Source organism: Streptomyces bambusae, assembly GCF_020532645.1.
Lineage (GTDB): Bacteria > Actinomycetota > Actinomycetes > Streptomycetales > Streptomycetaceae > Streptomyces > Streptomyces bambusae.
On record NZ_JAJAUZ010000021.1, the window covers coordinates 87878 to 104331 of the forward strand.

Genomic DNA, 16454 nt, shown 5'->3' on the forward strand with positions numbered 1-16454 from the left:
CATCGCCCAACCCGCCCGCTCAAGCCCACCGCCCAGCATGCAGGAGCGGCCACCTGCATCGGCTGGGCGGGGGTCCGCGACCCCGCCCGTTACAGGACCCCCCAGTACGCCATGCTCTCCAGCGTCCCCGCCAGCGTGCGGACCAGGGACGACCTCGTGCGGGAGGCTTCCGGGGTGTCCACGTGGACCGTGTTCAGGTGGAGGCCCTCGGGGGTGCGGTGGAGCCAGAGGAAGAGGCCGTTGGTGGCGGGGATGGAGGTGTAGACGGCCGACTGACGGTCATCGTTGCGGGCGGTGCCGGGGGCGTCGCGGACGTCCATGTACGAGCAGAAGTTGACCGCGTGCGGCCAGGGACGGGCGTAGTGCTCGGGCGCGAGCAGCCGCAGCACGGTGACGAACGGTGTCCGGCCGCCCCTGATCATCCGCGTCGACGCGTCCCCCGCCGCGGCCAGCGTCTGCGCGAAGCCAGCCCCCGCCGGCACCGGGAACTCCACCGGCACGAGGTTGACCAGCCACCCCGTGGTCCGCGCATGCCGCCCCCGCCCCCGCGTGCCCACCGGCACCAGCGCCCGGTACACGTCCGGCCCGCCCTCCCGCCGCAGGCTCACCCCCACCGCCGCCAGCACCCCCGCCGCCACACCGCCCCCGGCCTCCCGGCAACGGGCCTCCAGCGCGTCCGCCCCGCCCGGGTCCAGCAACGTAACGGTCGCGTTCACTGCCGGCCCCCCGGCCCCCGGCTCGATCCCGAGGTCGAGCGGGAACTTCGGGAACGGGCCACCGTTCCGCTCGATGAACCCCCGCCAGTGCTCCAGCCCCCGGGCATCGGCACCCACCGCCTCCGCCCGGCGCCGTTCCGCCCCCGCGTGGTCGAGGAAACCCCCCACGGCAGGCAGCGCGGGCTGGTGACCACCCGCAAACGCCTCATAAGCAGCCGCAATCTCATCGAGAACGATCACCATCGACATCCCGTCCGTCACCAGGTGATCACAAGCGAAGTGCACGGTCGTGGACCGCTCCCGCACCATCGCCCCCATCACGAACCAGGGCCCGCGCCGCGTGTCCGTAGCCCCCAGGAACCGCTCCACATACGCCCGCGCCTCCACCTCCGAGCCGACCACCCCCCGGTCGTACACCGCCAGCTTGACGTCCTCCGGCGCAGCGACGTCGACAACGAGCCCACCGCCCGCCGCCTCCCGGAACGTACAGCGCAGCGCCTCGTGCCGCCGTACGCAGTGCAGCAACGCCGCCTCCAGCGCCCGCCGGTCCAACGGCCCCCGGATCTCGAACGCCCCCGCGAACGAATCCGTCCGCAACCGCGGCCCCCCACCCCCGCACGCCCCGAAGTGGTACTCCTGATTGAGCGACCCCGGCACCCCGCCCCCGGCCTCCCCCTCCGAGCCTTCCGCCCCGTACGCCGTGACCGCCTGCACACGCCACTCCACGGCGTGCCCCGGCGCAATGACCATCTCCGAGCTGGGAAGCTGAAGCACCGACCGGCGCCCCTTTCAGTGTGGGTACGAACGACGTGCACAGCGCGCATCGAGCGGAACGGCCCGGTCAGAACCGACCGGCGGAAGCCACGCTCTCCAACGTCCGTACGAGCGTCCCGATCAGCGACGCCTTCGTCCGACGGGCCTGCGGGGTGTCCGCGAAGATGGAGTTCAGGTGGAGCCCGGCGTGGCTCCGGTGGAACCAGAAGAAGATCCCGTTGCTGTGCGACGTCGACACGTACGTACGCGCCCGCCGGGCCACGTGCAGCTCCGCCCCCGGCGTCATGCGGAGGTCCAGATACGAGAAGAAACTGACGGCACACGGCCAGACGCTCGGCCCCGTTGCCTCACTCGTCAGCAGATCAAACACCCGCACGAACGGCGCATCGGTGTAAGGCCGCATCGCATCAAGCGCCCCCTGCGCCCCGCCCACCACCCCCGCAAAATCCGCCTCGTCGGCTACGGGGAACTCCACCGGCAGCGTGTTCACGAACCACCCCATGCTGTGCTCACGCGCACCCCGCCCCCGCGTGTTCACCGGCAGCAGCGCCCGGTACACGTCCGGCCCGCCCTCCCGCCGCAGGCTCACCCCCAGTGCGGCCAGCACCCCCGCCGACACCCGCCCGCCCACCGCACGGCAGCGCTCCTCCATCGCGTCCAGCCGCTCCGCCGACAGCAGCGCGTCCGCCTCGTTGACGGCCCGGTACGGCACCCCCGGCTCGATCCCGAGGTCCAGCGGGAACGGCGGAAACACCTGCCCGTCGTTCCGCTCGACAAAGCCCTGCCAGTGTTCCGTCAGCGGATCGCCCAGCTCCAGCGCCGCCCCCCGCCGCCGCTCGGCCGCCGCGTGCCCGAGAAAACTCCCCGGCGCAGCCAGCCCCGGCTCACCACCGGCCGCGTACGCCTCGTACGCCTCCGCGATGTCATGGACGGCCACCGCCGTCGACACCCCGTCCGTCAGCAGGTGATCACAGGCGAAGTAGACGGTCGCCGACTCCTCCCGAACCATCGCCCCCATCACGACCCACGGCCCCCGCAGTGTGCTCGTCCCCCGCAGGAACCCCCGCACATAGGCACCGGCCTCGGCCGCGGACCCGAACGAGCCCCCGTCCGCCCGCTCCAGCTTCACATCTTCCGGAGCAACCAGCTCCACCCCCGGCTCCCCGTCCGCCGCCGCCCCCTCGGCGAACACGCACCTCAGCACCTCATGGCGCCGTACGAGGTACAGCAGCGCCGCCTCCAGCGCCCCGAGGTCGACACTGCCCCGGATCTCGAACGACCCGCCGATGTACGACGCGTACCCGATGTCCGCGGCCCGCAGCGCCTGCGCGACGGAGAAGTGGTCCTTCTGGTTGTACGAGGCCGGCAGGCCCGGACCGGCCGGCCCGGCCGGCCCGGCGGCGGCAGCCGCGGACACCCGCCACTCCACGGCGTGTCCGGGCGCCATCTCCATGTCCTCGACGGGCAGTTGCAGCACGGTGGCCTTCCTGAACGGTCGGCGTCACGTCGCTCGCGGATCGGAGGTCGTGAACGCGGTCCCGGAGCAGCAACGGCAGACCCCAGCCTCCCGCCAGGGCCGCAACCCCGGGTTCATGCCCCAGTAACGAGCCGCCCACCCCCCGGTGACGCCACCACCCCACCGCCGCAGGTCAGAGCCCCCTCCCCACCCACCAGGCCACACCCCCGGCGCACACCCGCACGCCCCCCACCCACCCGGCCGGACCCCGACCCCCCGTGCGCCCTCCGCACCCCGCATGGCCGCCCACCCCGCCGGGCACGGTTGTCCCCGTGACCGCACCCGACAGCACCCTGCACACCTTCACCGCGTTATCGGCTCACCTGACCGGCTTTGACACCGAAACCCTCGAAGGCACCGACCTCACCACCACCTACCGCACAGTCACCCACCGACAACTGGGCCCGGACCGCTTCGCCCGCCTCCTCGACGCCTGGCACGAGGACCCCGAGGCCGCCCGCAGCCTCACCCTCCTCTGGTACACCGGCACCTGGCCCGGCCCCCCGCCCTTCGTCGTCTCCCCCCACGCCTACGCCCAGGCCCTCGTCTGGAAGGCCGCCGGCCTCACCGCCCCCGCCACCACCCCGACCACCCACGGCAGTTGGTCCGTCCGACCCCCCGAGACGAGCCCCCGGTGAACCAGTACGACGTGATCGTCGTCGGCGCAGGCGTGGCCGGCTCGCTCATCGCCCACCGCCTCGGCCACCACGGCCGCCGCGTCCTGGTCCTGGAAGCAGGAGCGGCAAGCACCGAAGACCCCCTCCCCACCTACCTCACCGCCCCCGCCAAGGTCCCCGGCTCCGCCTACCGGCCCGACCCCGGCGCCCCCTGGCCCGAGGTCACCGACCTCACCGGAACCACGAGCATCCCCGGCACCCCCGGCACCACGAGCACCCCCGGCACCCCCAGCGCTCCCGGCACCCCCGGTTACACACACTCGCCCACCGCCCACCTCCACCAGAACGGCCCCCTCCCCTACGCCAGCGGCTACGTCCGGGTCAACGGCGGCACCGGCAACGTCTGGACCGGCCTCGCCCCCCGCATGCACCCGGAGGACTTCGACACCGAGCGTTTCGGCTACGGCCGCCGCTGGCCGCTCTCGTACGACGACCTGGAGCCGTCCTACCGCGAGGCCGAGCAGGAGCTGGGCGTCTCGGCCGACGCCGCCGAGCAGCGGGAGCACGTGGGACTGCCGTTCCCCGACGACTACGCGTTCCCCATGCGCCCGATCCCGCCCAGCTACCTCGACCGGGTGCTGGCCGCCGGTCTCGACGGCCGCCGCGTCAAGGACCCCGTCGCCTTCGACGAGGTCGAGCTCCGCGTGGTCGGCACCCCGCACGCCCGCAACGGCGTCCCCGACCCCCGCCACGACGGCGGCCGCGGGTACGTCCCCCGCGGCGAGCACGGCCGGCCGGCGCCGGACAACCGCTGCGTGGGCCACGCGAGCTGCATCCCGCACTGCCCGTCGTACGCGAAGTACACCCCTCTCAAAACCCAGGGCCAGTGGAGCGGTTCGGTCGCCCTCCAGGACCGCTCGGTCGTCACCCGCGTCCTGGTCGACGGCTCGGGCCGCGCCACCGGCGTTGCCTACCGCTCCTACGACGGCACGGACGCCACCGCCCACGCGCGGGTCGTCGTACTCGCCGCGCACGCCATCGAGAACGCCCGCCTGCTGCTCCTCTCCGGCCTCGCCGACCGCAGCGGCCAAGTCGGCCGCAACCTGATGGACCACCCGGTCCTGCTGACCTGGGGCCTGCTGCCCGACGCCGTCGGCCCGTATCGCGGGCCCGGCTCCACGTCCGGTTTCGAGGGCTTCCGCACCGGCCCGGCACGCCGCCGGCGCGCGCCGTTCCGCATCGAGATCGGCAACTGGGGCTGGGTCTGGGCGAAGGGCCCGGTCGACACGGACGTCGCCGAACTCCTCACCGGACAGGGCCTGTTCGGCCCCCGGCTCCGACAGGCGGTCGGCGACCGGATCCGCCGCCAGTTCACCCTCCAGTTCGAGATGGAGCAGAGCGCCGACCCCGCCAACCGGGTGAGCCTCCACCCCACCGAGCGCGACCCGCTCGGCCTGCCGCGACCGCTGATCACGTACGACCTCGACGACCACGTGAAGGCGGGCATGGCCGCCGCCCGGGCCGTCTCCGACCAGATCTTCACCCTCCTCGGCGCCGAGGACCGCACCGACTACGGGCCGTCTGCAGCCTGGCCGGGCCGCTTCGAACACGGCGGCCGTACGTACGGCTACCGCGGAGCCGGTCACGCCGCCGGCACGCACCTCATGGGCGACTCACCGGCCACCTCGGTCGTCGACACGTGGCAGCGGTGCTGGGACCACCCCGGCCTGTACGCCGTCGGCTGCGGCAGCATGCCGTCGGTCGCCACGTCCAACCCGACGCTGACGATGGCGGCACTCGCCCTGCGCAGCGCGCAGCGGATCGAGGCGGAACTCAGTGGCGGCATCACGGTCAGGGCAGTGCCCACGACACACGCCGTATGAAGACCGGCCCGGTCCCACGGGGGCCCGGTCCAGCCCCGGCCCCCTCCGAAGTCGTCCCACCCCACGCCGGCTCCCTCGGGAGTCGTCCACACCCCACGGAGCCCCGCATGTCAGCCCCTCTCCCCCTCCCTCCCGTCCCGGACCCCTTCCGCCTCCCCTTCCACTACGGCGCCCTGCACCAGCTCGGCATCGACTGGCTGGTCGATCCCGGCCCGGTCCGCGACCTGCTCGCCAAGCACCACCCGGACCTGACGGCCGCGGAGTTCGACGGCCGGGCGCTGGTCTCGCTCAACTACCAGCTGTACTTCGCGCAGTACCCGTTCGGCGGCGGCATCACCCAGGAGATCGAGTACAGCGTCATCGCCTTCCCGACGGCCGACCGCGACCGCCTGCCCGAGCTCACGTACGCCCAGTACGCGCAGGGCTGGGACCAGACGAAACTGCTCGGCATCGCCCGTATCCACGTCGTGTGCGACAACCCGTTCGCGATCCGCGCCGGTCGCGAGCTGTACGCGGAGCCGAAGCGCCCGGGCTGGTTCGAGGTCACCCTGCCCTCACTCAACGGCCCTGCCGGCGACACCTGGACCGTACACGTCAACGACGCCGCGATCGGCGGGTCAGACGGGCCCGGAAGGTCCGACGGGCCCGACACCCTCGACCGGCACGATGCGCCCCTGCTCGACTTCACGGCGGCCCTGGACGGCCTCCGCCCCGCCCCCGCCAACCTGGCCCCCGTCACCGGCTACGGCACCACCCCGGACGGCCGCCTCCTGGCCGGCCCGATGAACGTCTACCACCCTTACCAGTGGTACGACCTCACCCACCACACGGACCGCACGAACCTCACCGTCCACTCCCCCACCACCCCCCTGGGCCAGGACCTCACCACCCTGATCGGCCCCGCCCCCGCCGCCGGCGCCTGGACCTACCAGTCCCCCCCGGTCGCCGCCCACAACCGCCCGTACTACGTACGCCCCACCACCGCCTGAGGGCACTGTCAGACTCAGCCGTTCCCACTCCGCCAAGCCTCCCGCCACCTCCGGATCCCAGTCGCTTCGGTCGCTTCGGTCGCTTCGGTCGCTGAACCGTCGGCACCCGCCGACACCCGCCGCCCGCTCCACCCGTGTCGGTCCGCCGGTCGCTTCGGTCGCTTCGGTCGCTTCAGTCGTTCCGGGCGGCTCTCTTCGCCGCCGTCATTTCCGTACCCCGTCGCACCGGATCCGCAGGTGCCGCGGGCCTCGCAGTACCGCGTTCTGACGGTAGGGGGGCGGGTCGTCCACCAGTTGCGGGTTCTCCAGGCGGCGGGCCAGTTCGGCGAGGGCGGTCTGTGCTTCGAGGCGGGCCAGTGGGGCGCCGAAGCAGCTGTGGATGCCGCTGCCCAGGCCCAGGTGCTGGACGTCCTTGCGGTACGGGTCGAACCGGTCCGGGTCGGCGAAACGTTCCGGGTCGCGGTTGCCCGAGGCCAGGACCAGCCACAGGTTCGCCCCCTTGGGGATCGTGACGCCGCGGACCTCGATGTCGGCGAGGGTGGTCCGACCCGGCAGCAGCTGCACCGGAGGCTCGTACCGCAGCAGCTCCTCCACCAGCGGGACGGCGAGCCCCGGGTCCGCGCGCAGGTCGGCGAGGACGTCCGGGTGCCGGAGCAGGGTGAGCATGCCGTTGGTGATGAGGTTGACGGTTGTCTCGTGGCCGGCGATCAACAGCAGCGCGGCGGTGCTCAGCAGCTCCATGGTGGACAGGGAGCCGTCCTCCCCGGAACCCGAGCCGAAACCGAAGCCGGAACCGGCACCGGGGCCCGACCCCGACCCGCTCCCCGCCGCCAGCTGCGACAGCATGTCGTCCTGCGGGTGCTTGCGCCGCTCCTCGATCAGCCCGGCCAGGTACATGCCGAGCTCCATCCGGGTGCTCTGCGCCCGTTCGGCCCGCTCGACGGGGTCGGAGTCCGGGTCCGGATCGAGGTTCGCGGCCAGGGTCTCGGCCCAGACGTGGAAGCGGGACTCGTCCTCCTGCGGCACCCCCAGCAGCCGGCAGATGACGGTGACGGGGAACGGGTACGACACCTGCTCGACCAGGTCGATGCTGCCGGGATCCCCGATCCCGTCGATCAACTCCTTCACGATCGCATCGAGTTCGGGCCGCATCGAGTCGACCCGGCGCGGTGCGTGCGGCGGCCCGAACGGCCGGTTCGTCATCCGGCGCAACCGGTCGTGCTCCGGCGGGTCCAGCCGCAGGAAGGCGGGCGGCAGGGTGCCGGACCCCTCCTCCTCGCCGCCGGCCAGCAGGTCGCCGACGCTGTCCGTCCGGTTCCGCGGATCGGAACTGATCCGCGGATCGTGCAGCAGCGCGCGGATGTCGTGGTACCGGCTGATCGCGTACGGCCCCTCCCCCGCGTGGTAGACGGGCGTCCGGCGAAGCTCCTCGTACAGCGGGTACGGGTTGGCACGGCCGGCGGGGTCGAGGATGCGGCGCAGGATGTCTTCGGTCATGGCGGTGACGGCTCCTCCGGGGCCTGGCCGGCGGGTCAGTGCCCGGCGGGGGTGAATTCCATGCGCCGATCGGCCGGCGAGTACCCGCTGAGGGTGATCGTGGGCCCGTGAGTGGGGACCGAGGGGTCCGGGAAGTCGGCGGGGACGGGGTGGCGGCCCTCGGGGCGCCGGTCGACGGTGTCGTACGGCGGCGGGAAGGGCGCGGTGATCTCGATCTGCCGCTCGTAGAACTCCAGCCAGCGCGCGTTGTCGAAGGTGACGGCGCCGATGACACGGCCCTGGTACCCGTACACGGCGGCGAACCGTCGTTCGGCCAACGAGCCCTGGGTCACGAGGATTTCGGTTCCCAGGGACGGTACGCCGACGGACTTGACGTTGATGCCGAACTGGGTGGACCAGAAGGCGGGCACCCACATGTGGGGCCGCCGGTCGGTGCTCTCGCTGACCATGTTGTGGGCGGCGGTCTCGGCTTGCGAGACGGCGTTGCCCCAGTGCTCCAGTGACAGGAACTGGTAGCCGAACAGCGGGTGCGGGGACCGGGCCACGTCGCCGGCGACGAAGATGTCGTCGGTGACGATGCCCCGGATGTCGAAGGCCCGGCAGCCGGCGTCGCAGGCGATGCCGCGGGGGCCGGCGCCGAGCCCGGATCCGGCGAGCCAGTCCGTGTTGCGGACGGCCCCGAGGGACACGACCGCGACGTCCGCCTCCACGGTGCTTCCGTCGGACAAGTGCGCGGCGCGGAACCGGCCGGCCGAATCGCCCTCCAGGCCGGTGACCATCACTCCGGTCCGCAGGTCGACGCCGTTCTCCCGCTGGAGGTCGGCGGCGACCCGGCCGATCACCCCGCCGAGGGCGCCGACGAGCGGGGCGTCGCCTCGTTCGGCGACGGTGACGTCCAGGCCGCGCTCGCGGCACGCGGATGCGATCTCGGACCCGGTGAACCCGGCGCCGATGACCAGCACCCGGCGCGGGCCGGCCGCCAGCCGGCGCGCCAGGCCCGCCCCGTCGTCCCGGGTCCTGAGCACGAACACGCCGTCCAGCTCGGCCTCGGCCTGGTTCGGCCACGGCCGGGCCCGCACCCCCGTCGCGATGAGCAGCCGGTCGTACGGCACTTCCTCGCCGTCGGCGAGCCGCACCCGCCGCCCGGCCATGTCCAGCCCGGCCGCGGCCACCCCGAGCTTCCACTCGGCCCCGATGTCCCGGCGGCGCGGCAGCACGGTGTGCGCGGCGTCGGCGTGGCCCAGCAGGACCTGCTTGGACAGCGGCGGCCGGTCGTAGGGCTCGTACGGCTCGTCGCCGATCATGGTCAGCCGCCCCGCGAACCCCTTCTCCCGCAGCGTCTCGGCCGCCCGGAGCCCCGCCAGCGAGGCTCCGACCACGACGATCCGGCCGTCCCGCTTCAGCTGTTCGAGCGCGGAGTCAGCCATCGACGGCCGCCCCGGCCCCGACCGCATCCCCCGCCGCCAGGTCGGGCCCGTCGATCAGGATGGCCTGCACCGGGCAGGCCGCTGCCGCCTGCACCACCCGCTCCCGCTGCGCCGCCTGCGCCTGCGGGTCGTAGAGCAGCCCTTCCTCCCCGTGCATGGCGAACACGTCAGGCGCGAGAAACGCACACTGCGCATACCCCTGACACCGATTGAGATCCACCACGAGCCTCAGCACCCGACGCACCTTCCCCTGACCCACCACCACACCACCCGCCCACCCTCCCCGCCGGCGCCCGAGGGGGCACGCGAGGAGGGTCCGGAGGGGTGACGGGCGGCCTGCGACGGCAGGTCAGTGGATGCCGCCGCCGTACACCTGCCAGCCGGTGGCGATCCTCGTCCCGGCCGTGAAGGTGCCCCTGCCGGTGCCGCTCCAGCGCCAGAGCGCACCGCCGGTGTCCCGGCCGACGAGGTCGGCGTGGCCGTCGCCGGTCAGGTCTCCCAGACCGACGAGGCTGTTGTACGTCGTACCGAAGTCGGTGGCGACGAGGGCGCGGGCGGCGAACCTGCCGGTGCCGGTGCCGTACATGCGCCACAGCTCGTTCCCGCCGTCGTGCAGCAGCAGGTCGTCGTGTCCGTCGCCGTTGAGGTCGCCGGCGCCGACGATCCGCTTGTAGCCCTTGAAGGCCGTGCCGAGGCCGACGCGGGCGCCGAGGATGCCGGTGAACGTGGCCGGGTAGAGGTACAGGGCGCCGGTGGCGGGTTCCCGGGCGATCAGGTCCGGGCGGCCGTCGCCGGTGACGTCACCGGGCGCGGTGAGGAGGTCGTAGACGTTCCAGCCCCCGCCGAGGACCTTGTGGGCGGTCGTCGGGGTGACGGGCTTCCCGCAGCCGGGGGTGTAGCGGCGCATTTCGCCGTTCGCGAGGCGCACGAGTACGTCGTTGCAGCGGTCGCCGTTCATGTCGCCCATCGGCACCGGGCGGAAGCCGGCCGGCCAGCCGCTGCCGGTGACGCTGCCGCTGAAGTTCCCGGCCGCCGGGTTGCCGTACGCGGTCCGCAGCGATCCGCCGGCGACCGAGAAGAGGTCACCGGTGCCGTCGGGGGCGCCGGCCGCGGACCCGAAGTCGCGGCGTGCGGCCCCGCCGCCGCTGATGGTCGCGGAGCCGGTGGCCACGGTGGTGGCGGTGCTCTCGCCCCAGGCCGTCGCCTTCAGCGTCCAGCGGAAGGGACCGTTCGGGATGTGGGCGCCCGACGCGGTCCTGCCGTTCCAGGACACCTTCGGGCGGGCGGGCGTGGCCCCGCCGGAGACGGTGTGCAGGAGGCGGCCGTTGAGCGCCGTGACGGCCAGGGACCAGGAGGCCACCGGCCGGTTCAGCAGCCAGGCCGCGTCCAGGGTGCCGGTGCCGTCGGTCCTGCCGACGCGGATCTCGGTGTCCGTCTGCGACTGGACGGCCGCGAGCGGGCGCGGCGCCACGCCCGAGTGCCGTACGTGGACCTTCTCCGCCGTGTCGGTCCAGGCGACCAGGCCGGTCGTCTCGTCCAGGGTCCAGCGGGCCCGTCGGCCGAGCCCGTCGGCCGTGTCGGCGGGCGGTACGGCACCGGACAGGACCCGGGTGGCACCGGTGGTGTTGACCGTGACGACCAGCTTGTGCGTCTGTTCGTCGCGGTGGACGGTGAAGCCGTCACCGAGCAGCACGTCACCTGCCGGCGCCGGCTTCGAGGTGCCCGTCCGGGTGTCGTGCACACCGGCCGGGCCCTCGCCGTCACAGCGCCAGTACAGCCAGGTCCCGGCCGCCTGGAGCTCGACGGGCACGCACGGCGCGCCGGTCGTCACCTCGGGCAGCTTCTGCTTCCTGACCAGGTCGTACGGTGCGATCCGGCCCTTGTCGGACGTGGCGCTCCACAACAGGGTGCCGCCCAGCGCGGCGGCGCGGCGGGAGCGCTGGACGAGCGTGGAGCCCGTGCTGATGCTGCTGACGTACTGGACCCGCGTCGAGCCGGTCTCGTAGATCACGTATCCGTCGGAGACGTCGACGATGCGGCCGTCGTTCGAGGTCCCGTCGAAGTCCACGGTCTTGCCGTCGAACGTGTACAGCCGGTTGGCGTAGTCGTTGCTGCCCGTGCCCAGCACGGCGTCTCCGCCGGTGCCGCTGTTCGCCCACACCTGCTCGCACTCCTTGGCCGCCAGGCAGTCGGCCAGGTCGTCCCGGCCCGGGGTACGGGCGGACGCGGCGAGCCCGGTCTCGGGGCGCGAGGAGATCTGCCAGGTCTGCGTGCGCAGGGTGGAGTGGTTGCCGCGCTCGTATTCGACGACGCGCAGGGAGCCGCGTCCGAGCGAGAGGCCGGTTTTCACGTGTTCGCGCGTACTCGGGGGAACCGGCAGGACCGTGGCCGCGGCCGGCGGGGTGGTCGCCGCCGGGGCGGTGAACCGCTGTACGCTCCACGCGGTGGCACTCGTACCGCCGACGGCCAGCGGGCGGCCGCCGGGTGCGGGGAACAGTCCGAGGTGGGAGCCGGCCAGCACGGTGCGGGCGGCTCCGCCGGCCAGCGGCAGGGCCAGCACCTCGGGCTGCGGCCACTGCTCCTGGATGAGGACCCAGTTGCCGGCGAGCGCGGCCTTCTGGGCGTACCCGGGGTTGTCCCGGAGGTCGATGAGCTTCTCCTCGGCTCCCAGGGCCTTCCGCGCCTTGGTCACGACGACGCTGCCCGGCTCGAACATGCCGACGTGCGTGGCGCTCAGCAGCAGCTGGTCGTCGCCGTCGAAGGTGTCCGCGACAGGGGTGAGGGTCGCCGTCTTGAGGTCGAGGTGGCCGACGAACGTGGAGTCGCCGTCCACCTCGTACTGCACGACGGCTCCGGTGGAGTCGGCGATGCCGTTGCCGTACACGACCGCGCCGGCGACCCCGGTCACGGGCCGCTCGCGCCGCTTGCCGTCCACCATGTCGATCAGGACGGAGGCGCCGGTCTCGCGGTCGCTCGCCTGGATCGTACGGCCGAGGGTTCCTTGGTAGGAGAAGCCGTCGAGGGGCACGGTGACGGGCGGAGTGCCGTCGGCGTACCAGAGGGTCACGGACTCCGGGGACCACGACGTGTCGCTCGGCAGCGCGACGACGTCGGCCCCGCCACCGTAACGGTTGGTCAGGCAGACCGGGTCGTAGGTGTCGCACCCCCGGCGCGTGATCACGGCGGGAGCGCCCTGCGGAGTGGTCACCGTGGTCGTGGTGCCGTCGGCGTACCTCGTCCAGAACGCGCCGGTGCTGCCCGGCGGCCGGTGCAGGAACCCCGTGGGACCGGCGGCGAGGATCTCCACCCGGCCGGGATCCGGATGCGCAACCGGGCTGTCGAGGACGAGCTCGGTGACCGGTCCGGCGGCGGCCGGTCCGGGATCGGACACGGCGTACGCCGGAGACGTGACGGTGGCCAGAGCGGCCAGTGACACCAGCGTGGCCAGGCCACGCCGGAGCAGCGCAGTGGTGCGCACGATTCCCCCAGAACAAGGCATGGGGGGCGGGACGGTACGGATACGGGCCGTCGCCCGGCTTCCCCCGTGCAGAAGTGGAGCGATCTTACCCAGACCCGGGGAGGGTTCTGACGGGGGTCTCGGGTGGTGCCCGGAGTGGGCCGCAGGCCCTATCCGACGATGTGCCGCAGGTACGCGTCCGGTCGTTCCAGGTAGCGGCGCCAGTGGTCGACGATGGCGAGGTCCTGCCAGGTCGTGGGGCGGATGCCGTGGTCGCCGATCTCCAGGACCGCGGCGCCGGGGAGGGCGGCGAGGATCGGGGAGTGGGTGGCGCAGACGACCTGGGCGCCGGTGCGGGCGAGTTCGTCGAGGAGTCCGACCAGGCGCAGGGTCGAGGTGAAGGACAGGGCGGCCTCGGGCTCGTCGAGTACGTACAGGCCGGGCTCGCGGAACATGGACTCGAAGACCGTGAGGAAGCCTTCGCCGTGGCTCATCTCGTCGGTGCGTTCCGACCAGTAGCCGCGCGACCCCTGCTTCTCCTCCATCATCTGCATCGCGCTCTCGGCCCGCAGGAAGAACCCGCGGCGCGCTTCGCGCGGCCCGTTCGCCATCCGGCGGCCGTGTGGCCCGTACTCCAGGCGCAGGTACTCGCCCAGCACGCTGCGTTCCCGGTGCGAGGCATACCGGGAGCCGGCCCGGCCGCCGTACGAGTCCAGCCCGAAGGCCTCCGCCAGCGCCTCGGCCAGTGTCGACTTTCCCGACCCGTTCTCCCCCACCAGGAACGTCACGGGCGCGGAGAACGCGACCCCGCTGCCGAACAGCTCCGCCACGCAGGGCACGGTCCACGGCCACCGCGCGGCCTCCGCCGCCCCGAGCATCTCCCGATGCACCCGCATCCGCTCGACGATCACGAACGCCTCCTCCTGCGACCGGGTCCCCACTCTCGAACGGACCGATGCTACGACTCCGTACGGCAGCCGGCGGCGGTCCCGCGTCGCCACGAGGTGCGGGGCAGCAGCTCGCTCCCGTCGGCTCCGGCCCGCTCAGTCCGCAGCGGGCGGTATGCGGCCGGGCCGGTAGAGCCGGCTGGTCCGGTTCCGCCCCTCGCCGGCCATCCGCAACTCCAGGCTCCCGTCGGGGCGTACCGTCAGCGTGGCGATCGGCGCCGGACGGTCCGGGGGCTGCAGGCCTCCGCAGTCCGAGTCCGGCGTACGCTCCAGCTCCATCGGCGGCCCCGCTCGGCGCAGGGTGAAGTGGTCGCTGCAGTTCGTGTCACCGGCTTCGCTGTACCAGCGGACGACGCGGTCGCCGGTCCGGCCCTGCGAGACCGAGAGCTCGTTGCGCCCGTCGGCGACTCCGTCAAGAGGCGGTGACAGGTACTCGCGCCGCCACTCGCCGAGGAATTCGGTGGGCACGGACTCCGTGGCCGGGCCGGGCGTGCTGCAGCCCGCCAGCACGGCAATGGACAGCACGGTGGCGACGGTGCCGGCGGCGGTCCGTCGGGCTGCTCGTGGTGCGTGTGTCGAGGTCAACGGGGGCGTTTCGTCAGTCCGTCGGCTCGGCGCGGAGGCGTCGTACGTCGCGGATCAGGCCGTAGGCGCACACGAGCAGGATGGCGATGCCCGCGCCGAGCCAGAGGACGGAGGCTCCGGAGCGGAAGTCGTCGACGGCGACCGCGAGCAGCAGCATGCCGGCGAGGACGCCGAACGCGGATATGAGCGCACTGACGAGGTTGTTCACACGGACATCATCGGGCACAACCCCGGGCCGCGGGAGGGGTTCACGGGATGCTCGTCAGCCCAGTGTGCGGGCCCGCTCCCGTACCTCCGCCGGAGCCTTGGCCAGGGATCCGGTGTCGAAGGGGGGCTGCGGGTCGTACTCGGTGTACAGCTGGATCGCCTGGGCGGTGAGGTCGTCCGTGAGCAGGGCGGCCAGGCGGACGGCCATGTCGATGCCGGACGAGACGCCGGCCGAGGTGATCACCCGGCCCTGCCGGACCACCCGCTCGGGTGTGTACGTGGCGCCGTACGACTCCAGTTCGGCGGCGGCGTCCCAGTGCGTGGTGGCGGTCAGTCCGTCGAGGAGGCCGGCTGCGCCGAGGACCAGCGAGCCGGTGCAGACCGAGGTGGTGAAGCGGGTGCCGGTGTGCATCCGGCGTACCCAGTCGAGGAATTCGGGGTCGTTCTGCATCCGCAGGAAGCTGCCCCCGCCGGGCACCAGCAGGACGTCGCACCGCTCCACGTCGCCGTACCACGTCGGCACCTGCACCGGCAGCGACCCCAGCACGTCCCGCACGAGCCCCGGTTCGGCGGTGACGAACCGTACGTTCGCCCCGGGCACGTACGCGAGGATCTCGTACGGGCCGATCGCGTCGAGCGGCTCGAAGTCGTCGAAGAGCGGGATCACCATGTCCATGGGCGGCAGCTTAGCCAGGACCCCGGCAACGGGCGGGAGTGCGGGGCGGGTTGACGCGCGGGCCGGCCGGGTCGGCTGGCCGGCCGGGTCAGCGCGCAGGCTTCAGGCCACGAAGCCCATGAGGGCCACGCGGAGGGCCTGGGCCTGTTCGACGTCCGGCACGGGGGCGGGTTCGTCGCCGCGGCCTTCGTGTGTGGCGGGGACGAAACGCAGGCCCTTGACGCCGTCCGCCGCCCAGGGCGCGTCGAGCGGCGGCAGGGACAGCGTCACGCGGCGGCCGTCCCCCAGCGTGGCTTCCAGCTTCGACTCTTCCCTCGGCTCCATGGCTCCTCTTTCCGAGCGGCACACAGCGGCGGCGATCGTGTTCATGACGTAGGACGAGCCGCCGCGCCGGATCGTTCCCGCCCGCCGGGACGGCCTCCCGTCACCGGCGGGCCGCGGTCAGGCGCTCCGCCGGGGCCGGGTCTGCCGGCGCGGACGGCGGCGGTCCACCGGCGCCTCCGGAGCGGCCTGCGGCGACGAGAAGAGCGACGGGACGGGGGCCAGCGCCGGAGCCGGTGCGGACGCCTGCCCGGGGGCCTGCCCGGGGGCCTTCGCGGGGGCCGGTACGGAGGCCGCGGCGGAGCGGGAGGCCGGAGCCGCCGCCGAGGGCGCCTCCTGGGCCCGGCTCACGACGGACGCGTGCGGGATGACGCGCGCGCAGGCCTGGCACATCTCGGCGAGCGTCCATACCTGCCCGACGGCGGGGTTGTGCACCAGCACGAGCATCGAAGAGCCCACGCACTGGGTCCGGGTGCTCTCGTGGAGCGCACACTGGGCGGCCCGGCAGGTGCAGGCGGCATGGGGGCGTACGACGGCCAGCTTGGCGTGCGCCCTGACGTGCTCGGCGGCGAAGCGCTTGAGGGCCGCGGTGTCCTTGGAGCGGGCCGGCATGCGGCAGGCGTCGTTGCTGCAGGTGACGGAGGCGCTGTGATCGGCATGGCCGACGAGCCGCACCGTCCAGGTCCGGCCGGGAACACGAGATCCGGGCATCAGGGTCATGTTCGGGTCCGATCGTTGTGATTCAGGTGGATACGGCGCACAGGCGACCGGCGTGTGCAGTCAGGTGCGAGAGCGGGTCCTTCGCGGGGCCGCCGGCCCGGCGGGGAAGCGGGGCGTCGGGC

At 73.3% G+C, this 16454-nt stretch carries 15 protein-coding genes; 3 read left to right on the forward strand and 12 right to left on the reverse strand.

Annotated elements, in window-relative coordinates; all coding sequences use genetic code 11:
• Window positions 1–89: 89 nt before the first annotated feature.
• Window positions 90–1313 (reverse strand): condensation domain-containing protein, encoded by a 1224-nt coding sequence (locus tag LG634_RS17095; RefSeq protein ID WP_226734694.1) that lies wholly within the window; start codon window positions 1311–1313, stop codon window positions 90–92.
• 244 nt (window positions 1314–1557) lie between these two features.
• Window positions 1558–2967 carry a condensation domain-containing protein gene (locus tag LG634_RS17100; RefSeq protein ID WP_226734695.1) on the reverse strand — a complete coding sequence of 470 codons (1410 nt, stop codon included), beginning with the start codon at window positions 2965–2967 and terminating at the stop codon, window positions 1558–1560.
• A gap of 311 nt (window positions 2968–3278) precedes the next feature.
• On the opposite strand from LG634_RS17100, the gene LG634_RS17105 reads away from it, so the two are divergent.
• From LG634_RS17105 to LG634_RS17120, 3 genes are all read left to right on the forward strand, one after another.
• On the forward strand, window positions 3279–3644 hold the full coding sequence (locus tag LG634_RS17105) for a hypothetical protein (protein WP_226734696.1): 366 nt from the start codon (window positions 3279–3281) through the stop codon (window positions 3642–3644).
• Window positions 3641–5506: a GMC family oxidoreductase gene (locus LG634_RS17115; protein WP_308072526.1), complete on the forward strand. Its 1866-nt coding sequence runs from the start codon at window positions 3641–3643 to the stop codon at window positions 5504–5506. Before LG634_RS17105 ends, LG634_RS17115 begins: the two co-directional genes overlap by 4 nt.
• Before the next feature lie 107 nt (window positions 5507–5613).
• The gene (locus tag LG634_RS17120; protein ID WP_226734697.1) at window positions 5614–6495 is read left to right on the forward strand and encodes a hypothetical protein; all 882 of its coding nucleotides are present in this window, start codon (window positions 5614–5616) and stop codon (window positions 6493–6495) included.
• 204 nt (window positions 6496–6699) lie between these two features.
• Here LG634_RS17120 and LG634_RS17125 read toward each other — a convergent pair whose 3' ends face one another.
• From LG634_RS17125 to LG634_RS17170, 10 genes are all read right to left on the reverse strand, one after another.
• A complete protein-coding gene (locus LG634_RS17125) occupies window positions 6700–7992 on the reverse strand; it encodes a cytochrome P450 (RefSeq protein WP_226734698.1) in 1293 nt (430 codons plus the stop codon).
• Window positions 7993–8027: 35 nt separating this feature from the next.
• The gene (locus LG634_RS17130) at window positions 8028–9419 is read right to left on the reverse strand and encodes an NAD(P)/FAD-dependent oxidoreductase (protein WP_226734699.1); all 1392 of its coding nucleotides are present in this window, start codon (window positions 9417–9419) and stop codon (window positions 8028–8030) included.
• Window positions 9412–9651 carry a ferredoxin gene (locus tag LG634_RS17135; protein ID WP_226734722.1) on the reverse strand — a complete coding sequence of 80 codons (240 nt, stop codon included), beginning with the start codon at window positions 9649–9651 and terminating at the stop codon, window positions 9412–9414. Before LG634_RS17135 ends, LG634_RS17130 begins: the two co-directional genes overlap by 8 nt.
• A 117-nt stretch (window positions 9652–9768) precedes the next feature.
• Window positions 9769–12897, reverse strand: a complete 3129-nt coding sequence (locus LG634_RS38240; protein ID WP_226734700.1) for an FG-GAP-like repeat-containing protein — start codon at window positions 12895–12897, stop codon at window positions 9769–9771.
• A 149-nt stretch (window positions 12898–13046) separates the two neighbouring features.
• Entirely contained in the window at window positions 13047–13787 is a 741-nt protein-coding gene (locus tag LG634_RS17145; protein ID WP_372482437.1) for an AAA family ATPase, read from the reverse strand.
• 132 nt (window positions 13788–13919) lie between these two features.
• Window positions 13920–14348 carry a hypothetical protein gene (locus tag LG634_RS17150; RefSeq protein ID WP_226734701.1) on the reverse strand — a complete coding sequence of 143 codons (429 nt, stop codon included), beginning with the start codon at window positions 14346–14348 and terminating at the stop codon, window positions 13920–13922.
• Between the two features lie 73 nt (window positions 14349–14421).
• Window positions 14422–14616: a hypothetical protein gene (locus LG634_RS17155; protein WP_226734702.1), complete on the reverse strand. Its 195-nt coding sequence runs from the start codon at window positions 14614–14616 to the stop codon at window positions 14422–14424.
• 54 nt (window positions 14617–14670) lie between these two features.
• Window positions 14671–15291, reverse strand: coding sequence for a DJ-1/PfpI family protein (locus LG634_RS17160; protein WP_226734703.1), 621 nt, complete (start codon window positions 15289–15291; stop codon window positions 14671–14673).
• Between the two features lie 102 nt (window positions 15292–15393).
• Window positions 15394–15615 (reverse strand): hypothetical protein, encoded by a 222-nt coding sequence (locus tag LG634_RS17165; protein WP_226734704.1) that lies wholly within the window; start codon window positions 15613–15615, stop codon window positions 15394–15396.
• 117 nt (window positions 15616–15732) lie between these two features.
• The gene (locus LG634_RS17170; RefSeq protein ID WP_226734705.1) at window positions 15733–16323 is read right to left on the reverse strand and encodes a hypothetical protein; all 591 of its coding nucleotides are present in this window, start codon (window positions 16321–16323) and stop codon (window positions 15733–15735) included.
• Between the last annotated feature and the right edge of the window lie 131 nt (window positions 16324–16454).

Bases quoted from the DNA above. Each gene is read 5' to 3' on its own strand.
- LG634_RS17120 (WP_226734697.1), top strand. From the start codon at position 5,614: ATGTCAGCCCCTCTCCCCCTCCCTCCCGTCCCGGACCCCTTCCGCCTC.
- LG634_RS17125 (WP_226734698.1), bottom strand. From the start codon at position 7,992: ATGACCGAAGACATCCTGCGCCGCATCCTCGACCCCGCCGGCCGTGCC.
- LG634_RS17130 (WP_226734699.1), bottom strand. From the start codon at position 9,419: ATGGCTGACTCCGCGCTCGAACAGCTGAAGCGGGACGGCCGGATCGTC.
- LG634_RS17160 (WP_226734703.1), bottom strand. From the start codon at position 15,291: ATGGACATGGTGATCCCGCTCTTCGACGACTTCGAGCCGCTCGACGCG.
- LG634_RS17165 (WP_226734704.1), bottom strand. From the start codon at position 15,615: ATGGAGCCGAGGGAAGAGTCGAAGCTGGAAGCCACGCTGGGGGACGGC.
- LG634_RS17170 (WP_226734705.1), bottom strand. From the start codon at position 16,323: ATGCCCGGATCTCGTGTTCCCGGCCGGACCTGGACGGTGCGGCTCGTC.